Consider the following 9383-nt stretch of genomic DNA (forward strand, 5'->3'; position numbering starts at 1 on the left):
TCAGTGGCCCACCGTCTACGCCGGAACCACGCCCTCCCAAGTCCCCCTGCCCACTTACCCCTTCCAGCATCAGCACTACTGGCTGGCCGCCACCGGCCACCCCGGGGATGTCGGTTCCGTGGGGCTGCGCGAGGCGGCGCATCCGCTGCTGGGGGCCGTGGTCAGCGTGCCGGACACCGGAGGGGTGCTGCTCACCGGGCGGCTGGCGCCGTCGGCGCAGTCCTGGCTGGCCGACCACATGCTGTCGGGCGTCGCCCTGGTGCCGGGCACGGCGATCGTGGAACTGGCCGTACGTGCCGGGGACGAGACCGGCACCCCGGTGCTGGAGGAGCTGGTCCTCGGCCAGCCCATGCCGCTGCCCGAGGACGGCGCGCTTCAGGTGCAGGTCCTGGTCGGCGCGGCCGAGGACGACGAGCGGCGTGCGGTACGGGTCTACTCCCGCGCCGATGAGTCCGGGCCCTGGGTCGAGCACGCCTCCGGCGTGCTGTCCCCGCAGGTGGTCGCGCCCGTCGAGGCTGAGCGGCAGTGGCCGCCCGCCGGGGCGGAGCCCGTCGCCCTGGAGGGCTTCTACGACCGCCTGGCCGAGGCGGGTTATGAGTACGGGCCGGTGTTCCGCGGGCTCACGGCCGTGTGGACCCTCGACGGTGATGTGTTCGCCGAGATCACCCTCGGCGAGGAACAGCACGAACTCGCGGGCCGCTTCGGCATCCACCCGGCGCTGCTGGACGCGGCGCTGCACGCGAGCAACTTCTGCCAGGGCAACGAGCCGGGTGGCGCGACGTATCTGCCGTTCTCGTGGAACGGCGTGCAGTTGCACGCCGGCGGCGCCACCGCGCTGCGGGTGCGGGTCACCTCCACCGGGCCGGACAATCTGTCGCTGCACGCGACCGATCCGCACGGCGTGCCCGTGGTGACCGTCGGGTCGCTGGTGCTGAGGGAGACCACCGCGGAGCAGCTTCGCGGCGCCTCGCCCTCGTCCGGCACGGACTCGCAGTTCACCGTGGAGTGGACCGAGCATCCCCTCGCCCGGCACGAGGTGGCGTGGACGGACCTGGACGCCGTGCGCGACGACGGCGCGTGGCCGCCGGTGGTCGTGGCCGACACCCGGGCGTACGGCGCGGACGACGGGGACGGCACGGACGACGGGGACGACGCGGACGGCCCGGAGAGCGGCGGACTACCGGAGCGCGCCCGTGAGCTGACCGGCCGGGCACTGGCCGCGATACAGCGTCTGATCAGCGACGACGACCTCGCCGACAGCCGCCTGGTGGTGCTCACCGGGGGCGGTATGGCGGTGCATGACGACACCGAGGTCACCGACCCGGCCGCCGCCGCGGTGTGGGGCCTGGTGCGCGCCGCGCAGGCCGAACACCCGGGCCGGGTGTGCGTCATCGACACCGACGACCGGTCGGCCGGGGCCCTGCCCGCCGCGCTGGCCACGGACGAACCCCAGCTCGCGCTGCGTGGCGGAACGGCATGGGTGCCACGCCTGGTACGGGCGCGCCCGGGACTGGCGGTTCCGGAAGCCGCCGCGTGGCATCTGGACGTCACCGAGTACGGCACGCTGGAGAACCTCGCCCTGGTGCCCCATCCCCGGGCGGAGGCGCCGCTGGAGGCGGGCCAGGTGCGGATCGCGGTGCGCGCCGCCGGCCAGAACTTCCGCGATGTGCTCATCGCCCTCGGGATGTACGAGGCGGAGATCGGCACCGAGGGCGCCGGTGTGGTGGCCGAGGTCGGCCCGGATGTGACGGACCTGGCGGTGGGCGACCGCGTGATGGGCATGCTGCCCGGTTCGTTCGGGCCGCTGGTGGTGGCCGACCGGCGGACGGTCGTACGGATGCCGCGCGACTGGTCGTTCACGGCGGCGGCCGGGGTGCCGGTCGCCTATCTCACCGCGCTGTACGCGCTGCGGGACCTGGGCCACGTCCAGCCGGGCGAGACGGTGCTGGTGCACGCCGCCGCCGGTGGTGTCGGCATGGCCGCCGTACATCTCGCCCACCACTTCGGCGCCACCGTCCTCGCCACCGCCCACCCCGCCAAACACCACACCCTCGAGCGGGTCGGCGTGGCCGAGGAACGGCGCGCCTCCAGCCGCGACCTCGCCTACGCCCGGACCTTCCCCTCCGCCGACCTCGTCCTCAACTCCCTCACCGGCGAGCACATCGACGCCTCGCTGGGGCTGCTCAACCCCGGCGGCCGGTTCATCGAGATGGGGCGCACCGACATCCGGGACGCGGCCGAGGTGGGCGCCGCCCACCCGGACCGTACGTATCGCGCGTTCGACCTGGGGGCGGACGCGGGGCCGGACCGCATCCAGGAGCTGCTGGTCGAGCTGGTGGACCTGTTCGAGCAGGGGCTGATCCCCCCGTTGCCCACCCGGCCGTGGGACATCACCCGCGCCCCCGACGCGTTCCGCTGGATGAGCCAGGGCCGTCACACCGGCAAGATCGTGCTCACCCTCCCCCACGCCCTCGACCCCGAGGGCACCGTCCTGGTCACCGGCGGCACCGGCACCCTCGGCTCCGCCATCGCCCGCCACCTCATCACCCACCACGCGGTGCGCAACCTGGTCCTCGCAAGCCGCCAGGGGCCGAACGCGCCCGGCGCGGCCGACCTCCACGACGAGCTGACCGCACTCGGCGCGCGGGTGCGGATCGCGGCTTGCGACATCGCCGACCGGGGTCAACTCGCGACGCTCCTCGCCGACATCCCGGCCGCACACCCGCTCACCGGCGTCGTGCACACCGCCGGCGCCCTCGCCGACGGCACCATCACCACTCTCGACCCCGACCGCGTCGACACCGTCTTCCGCCCCAAGGTCGACGCGGTCACCCATCTGCACGACCTCACCCACCACCACGACTTGGCGCTCTTCGCCGTGTACTCCTCCGCCGCCGGAATCCTCGGCAACGCGGGCCAGGCCAACTACGCCGCCGCCAACACCTTCCTCGACGCCTTCGTGCAGCAGCGCCGGGCGGCGGGGCTGGCCGGGCTGTCACTGGCCTGGGGCCTGTGGGCGGAGACCAGCGATCTGTCCGCCGCGCTGGTCACGGCGAACCGGGATCGCACCAAGCACGGTGTCGTGCGCCCGATGAGCACCGAACACGCGCTCGGCCTCTTCGACAGCGCCCTCGGCCTGGGGCTGCCCCTGGTCGTACCGGCGAAGCTGGACACCGCGAAGCTGGATGCCGCCGCGTCGCGGGGCGAGCCCGCTCCGGGCGATGTGTCACCTCTGCTCACCGGCCTCGTCCGGCCGGCCCGGCGCACCCTGCGGTCCATGGCGGGCGCAACGGCCGAGGGAGGTCTTACGGCCCGGCTGGCGGCGCTGTCCGAGGCCGACCAGCACCGGCTGCTGCTGGACCTGGTACGGGACCACACGGCGACCGTGCTCGGGCACACCGGGAAGGACGCCGTGGACGCGAGGCGCGCGTTCAGCGAGATCGGGGTCGACTCGCTCATCGCGGTGGAACTTCGCAACCGGCTCTCCGGCGCGACCGGCCTGCGCCTGCCCGCGACGGTCGTGTTCGACTACGCGACACCGGAGGCGATGGCCGCACATCTGCGGTCCGTGGTGGCCGGGGACACGGCCTCGCCCTCGGCCTCGGCGGTGGTACGCGCGGCGGCGGTGGATCCGGCGGACGACCCGGTGGCCATCGTGTCGATGAACTGCCGGCTGCCCGGCGAGGTCACCGGCCCGGAGGAGCTGTGGGATCTGGTGTCCCAGGGCCGGGACGCGATCGGCCCGTTCCCCTCGGACCGGGGCTGGGACCTGGAGACACTCTTCGACCTCGACCCGGACGCCGTGGGCAAGTCCTACGTACGCGAGGGCGGATTCCTCAGCGGCGCGGGCGACTTCGACGCCGAGTTCTTCGGCATCTCGCCGCGTGAGGCGCTGGCGATGGATCCGCAGCAGCGGCTGCTCGCCGAGACCTCGTGGGAGCTGTTCGAGCGGGCGGGCATCGACCCGATGTCCGTGCGCGGACAGGCCGTCGGGGTGTTCGCCGGGGTCATCGACCAGGGGTACATCGGCCACTCCGAGGCGTCCCCGCCGGAGTTGGAGGGGTATCTGATGACCGGCAGCACCACGAGTGTGGCCTCCGGTCGCGTGGCCTATCTGCTGGGCCTTGAAGGCCCCGCGGTGACGGTGGACACGGCGTGCTCGTCGTCCCTGGTGGCGCTGCACCTGGCCGTACAGGCGCTGCGGGCGGGCGAGTGCTCGATGGCGCTCGCCGGTGGCGTGACGGTGATCGCCAAGCCCAGCGGTTTCATCAGCTTCTCCCGCCAGCGCGGGCTCGCCCCCGACGGCCGCAGCAAGTCCTTCAGCGAGGGCGCCGACGGCACGACCTTCAGCGAGGGTATTGGGCTGGTGCTGCTGGAACGGCTGTCCGACGCCCGCCGCAACGGCCACGAGGTGCTGGCCGTCATCCGCGGTACCGCGGTCAACCAGGACGGCGCCAGCAACGGCCTCACCGCGCCCAACGGCCCCTCCCAACAGCGGGTGATCCGGCAGGCGCTGGCGAACGCCGGGCTGTCGGCGGCCGATGTGGACGCGGTCGAGGCACACGGCACCGGCACCGCCCTGGGCGACCCCATCGAGGCCCAGGCGGTCCTCGCCACCTACGGGCAGGAGCGCGCGGGGGACGAACCCGTATGGCTCGGCTCGCTGAAGTCCAACATCGGCCACACCCAGGCCGCCGCGGGCATCGCGGGACTCATCAAGATGGTGCTGGCGATGCGGCACGGCACGCTTCCGCGGTCGCTGCATGCCGACGAGCCCACCAGCAAGGTGGACTGGTCGCAGGGCGCGGTGTCGCTGCTGTCCGAGTCGCGGGCGTGGCCGGAGACCGGCCGCCGGCGACGGGCCGGGATCTCGTCCTTCGGCATCAGTGGGACGAACGCGCACGTCATCCTGGAGCAGGGACCGGAAGCGGACGTGGCCGAAGCGAAGACGGACGAGGCGGGTACGCCTGGTCTGGTGGCCACCGGCGGGGTGGTGCCCTGGGTGCTGTCGGGCAAGACGCCCGCGGCGCTGCGCGCTCAGGCGGAGCGTCTGGTCGGCCGTCTGGAGTCCGGGAGCGACGCCGACCCGGTCGATGTGGGCTGGTCACTGGCCGTCACACGGGCCGCCATGGAGCACCGCGCGGTCATCCTCGCCACGGACGCGGAAGGCGGCGCGGCAACCGCCCGCGCCCTGGCGGAGGGGCGGCCCGACCCACTCCTGGTCACCGGGCGGACCGGGGCGGATGGCAAGACCGTCTTCGTCTTCCCCGGGCAGGGGGCCCAGTGGGTGGGGATGGGGGCCCAGCTCCTGGGCACCTCGCCGGTGTTCGCCGCTCGCCTCAAGGAATGCGGCGACGCCCTGGCCCCGTACGTTGACTGGTCGCTGATCGACGTCATCACGGGCGCGCCGGACGCGCCTTCGCTCGAGCGTGTCGATGTCGTCCAGCCCGCCACCTTCGCCGTCGTCGTCTCCCTGGCCGCCCTCTGGCAGTCCGTGGGCATCCACCCCGACGCCGTCATCGGCCACTCCCAGGGCGAAATCGCCGCCGCCTGCGTCGCCGGACACCTCACCCTCCCCACCGCCGCCAAGATCGTGGCGCTGCGCAGCCAGACCATCGCCCACCACCTCGCCGGACACGGCGGCATGATGTCCGTCCTCACCTCACGAGAAGAGGTCGAGGAAGCACTCGCCCCGTGGCAGGGCCGACTCTGGATCGCGGCCCACAACAGCCCTCGGTCAACGGTCGTCGCAGGCGACGCCGACGCCCTGCACGCATTGCACGCCCACTACACCGACCAGGGCACCAGGGCCCGCATCATCCCCGTCGACTACGCCTCCCACACCGGACACGTCGACACCATCGAGGACCAGCTACGCCAAACCCTGGCCGACGTCACCACCGAGACCGGGGCCGTCCCCTGGCTCTCCACGGTCGACGGCGAGTGGATCGAACCGGACACGCTCGACAGTGGCTACTGGTTCCGCAACCTCCGCCAGACCGTGCGATTCGACAACACGGTCCGCGCTCTCGCCGAGGACGGCTACCGCACCTTCATCGAGGTGAGCCCGCACCCCGTCCTCACCACCGCCATCCAGGAAACCCTCGAAGCGAACGACATCCCCAACGCCATCGTCACCGGCACCCTCCGCCGCGACGACGACACCCCCACCCGCTTCCTCACCCACCTCGCCCACCTCACCACCCACGGCCACACCCCCAACTGGGCAGCCCTCTACACCACCACCAACCCCCACCCCACTTCCCTCCCCACCTACCCCTTCCAACACCAGCACTACTGGCTCACGCCGTCCGAGGTGTCGGAGGCGGTGGCCGACGGGGTGTTCTGGGACGCCGTGGAGCGGGGCGACCTGGCCTCCCTCGCCGATTCGCTCGGCGTCGAGGAGGAGGCGCTGGAGCCCGTACTGCCGGGGCTGACGTCGTGGCGGCGGCGCAACCAGGACCAGTCCACCGTGGACAGCTGGTCGTACCGCATCGCATGGGACCCGGTGGCGGCCGGGGAGCCGCCGGTGCTGCCGGGAACGTGGCTGGTGGCCGTCCCGTCAACACAGGCGGACGACGCCGTGCTGACCGACGTGGTCGCCACGCTGGCCGAGCACGGCGCCGATCCCGTGGTCGTCGAGGTGGACACCGTGGAGCGGGCGGAGCTGACCGCGCGCCTGCGGGAGCGGATGTCCGACGACTCCGACGACGAGTACGCCGGTGTGGTGTCCCTGCTGGCATGGGACGAGCGGATCCGCGAACCCGGCACCCTCTCCCGGGGCGTGGCGGCCACGGTGGCGCTGATGCAGGCCGTGGAGGAGATCGGGCTCGCCGCTCCCCTGTGGTGCGTGACCCGTGGCGCGGTCGCCGTGCGCGAGCCGTCCGAGGTGACCAGTACGTTCCAGCCGCTGGTCTGGGGGATGGGCGTGGTACAGGGGCTGGATCAGCCGTCCACCTGGGGCGGGATCGTGGATCTGCCGCGGACACCGGACGGGCCGGCCCTCGCGCGGCTGTGCGCGGTCCTCGCCGGAGTGGACGCGGAGGACCAGGTGGCGGTGCGCGCGTCGGGGCTGTTCGCCCGGCGGATGCGGCGCGAACCGGTGACCTCGGCACCGATGTGGCAGCCACGGGACACGGTGCTGATCACCGGAGGTACCGGCGGGCTCGGTTCGTATGTGGCGCGTTGGGCCGCGGGCCACGGCGCCCGGCATGTGGTGCTGCTCAGCCGCCAGGGTCCGCAGGCACCGGGCGCGGCGGAGCTGGAGGACGAGCTGATCGAGCTTGGCGCGGACGTGACCATCGCGGCCTGCGATGTGACCGACCGGGAGCAGCTCGCCGCCGTACTGGCGGAGCTCCCGGACGGCGCGCCGCTGTCGGCCGTGGTCCATGCCGCGGGGCTGGCGCTGCCGGAGAAGCCGCTGTCGAAGATGACACTCGCCGAGTTCGCCGACGTCGGCCGGGCGAAGATCGCCGGGGCGCGGAACCTCGACGACCTGCTGTGGGAGCGGGAGTTGGACGCCTTCGTCCTCTTCTCGTCCGGTGCGGCGGCCTGGGGCAGTGGCGGCCAGAGCGCGTACGCCGCGAGCAACGCCTACCTCGACGGGCTGGCGCAGCGGCGCCGTGCCCGGGGGCTGGCGGCCACATCGGTGGCGTGGGGCGCCTGGGGCGGCGGCCTCGGCACGATCGACGAGATGATGGGCGCGCAATGGCGCCGTACGGGTCTGATGACCATGGACCCGCGGCTGGCGGCGCTGGCGATGGCGCACACGGTGGGCAGCGGCACCGCCCACGGTGTGGTGGCCGACATCGACTGGGAACGGTTCGCCCCCGGCTACACCATGGCCCGGTTCCGGCCCCTGCTGCGGGGACTGCCCGACGTCATCGACCTGCTGACCGAGGACACGCCCGAGGACGGCGCGGGACAGACGGAGCTGGTCGCACGGCTCGCCGGGCTGAGCCCCGAGGACCAGGAGCGGCTGCTGACCGAGCTGGTGCAGGCCGAGGCCGCGGCCGTGCTCGGACACGCGAGCGCCGACGCCACCGGGGACCGTCCGTTCAGCGAGATCGGATTCGACTCGCTGACGGCGGTGGAGCTGCGCAACCGCCTCAACGCCGCCACGGGGCTGCGGCTGCCCGCCACGATGGTGTTCGACCATCCGCGGCCCAGTGTGCTGGCCCGCCGTATCCGCACCGAACTCGGCCAGACCGACATCTCGTCGGTGGACTCGGTGCTGGCCGAGCTGGAGCGGCTGGAGGCCAGCCTGGTGGCGCTGCCGAAGGAGAAGATCGAACGCGCCCGGATCACCTCACGGCTGCAGCGGATGACCACCAAGGTCGCCGAGATCGAGGCGGTCGGCGCGAACGGCACGAACGGCGAAACCGTCACCGAACGACTCGACACGGCGAGCGCGGACGATGTGTTCGCCTTCATCGACCAGGAGTTCGGCGTGGACTGATTCCCCTTCTCGGCTCCGCTCACCGATTTCACCCACGAGGCTCTTGGCGAGGTCCAGATGGCGAATGACGAAAAGCTCCTCAACTACCTCAAGCGGGTTACCGCCGATCTGCACCAGACGCGGGAGCGGTTGCGCAAGGCCGAGACGGCGACGGAGGAGCCGATCGCCATCGTCGGCATGGGCTGCCGCTACCCGGGCGGTGTGACCACCCCGGACGGGCTGTGGGACCTGGTGGCCGACGGCCGGGACGCGATCGGCGGGTTTCCGGAGGACCGCGGCTGGGACCTGGAGAACCTCTTCGACGCCGACCCGGACGCCATCGGCACCTCCTATGTGCACGAGGGCGGTTTCCTCGCCGGCGCGGCGGAGTTCGACGCCGAGTTCTTCGGCATCTCGCCACGGGAGGCGCTGGCCACCGACCCCCAGCAGCGGCTGCTGCTGGAGACCGCGTGGGAGACCTTGGAGAACGCGGGTATCGACCCGAGTTCGCTGGCGGACAGCGATGTCGGGGTGTTCACCGGCGTGGCCAACGGCGACTACGCGCTGACCGTGGACCAGGTGCCGGACGGATTCGAGGGGTATCTGGGGATCGGTGGCGCGGGCAGCATCGCGTCCGGCCGTATCTCGTACTCGCTCGGTCTGCTCGGCCCGGCGGTCAGCCTGGACACCGGCTGCTCCTCGTCGCTCGTGGCGATGCACCTGGCCAGCTATGCGCTCAGGTCCGGGGAGTGCTCCATGGCGCTCGCCGGTGGTGTGATGGTCATGGCCACCCCCGGCGGCTTCGTCGGATTCTCCCGGCAGCGTGGGCTGGCCCGCGACGGCCGTTGCAAGTCCTTCGGCGAGGGGGCTGACGGCACCAACTGGTCCGAAGGTGTCGGTCTGGTGCTGCTGGAGCGGCTGTCGGACGCCCGCCGCAACGGACACG

General features: G+C 72.6%; 2 protein-coding genes. Both read left to right on the top strand.

Going from position 1 to position 9383, the window contains the following annotated elements:
* The first annotated feature begins 118 nt into the window (after window positions 1-118).
* Entirely contained in the window at window positions 119-8458 is an 8340-nt protein-coding gene (locus NP777_RS46110) for a type I polyketide synthase (protein WP_256656190.1), read from the top strand.
* 57 nt (window positions 8459-8515) lie between these two features.
* A partial coding sequence (locus tag NP777_RS46115; RefSeq protein ID WP_256656191.1) for a beta-ketoacyl synthase N-terminal-like domain-containing protein occupies window positions 8516-9383 on the top strand: 868 nt, incomplete at its 3' end.

Source organism: Streptomyces rugosispiralis (assembly GCF_024505145.1).
In the GTDB taxonomy this organism is placed as follows: Bacteria; Actinomycetota; Actinomycetes; order Streptomycetales; family Streptomycetaceae; genus Streptomyces; species Streptomyces rugosispiralis.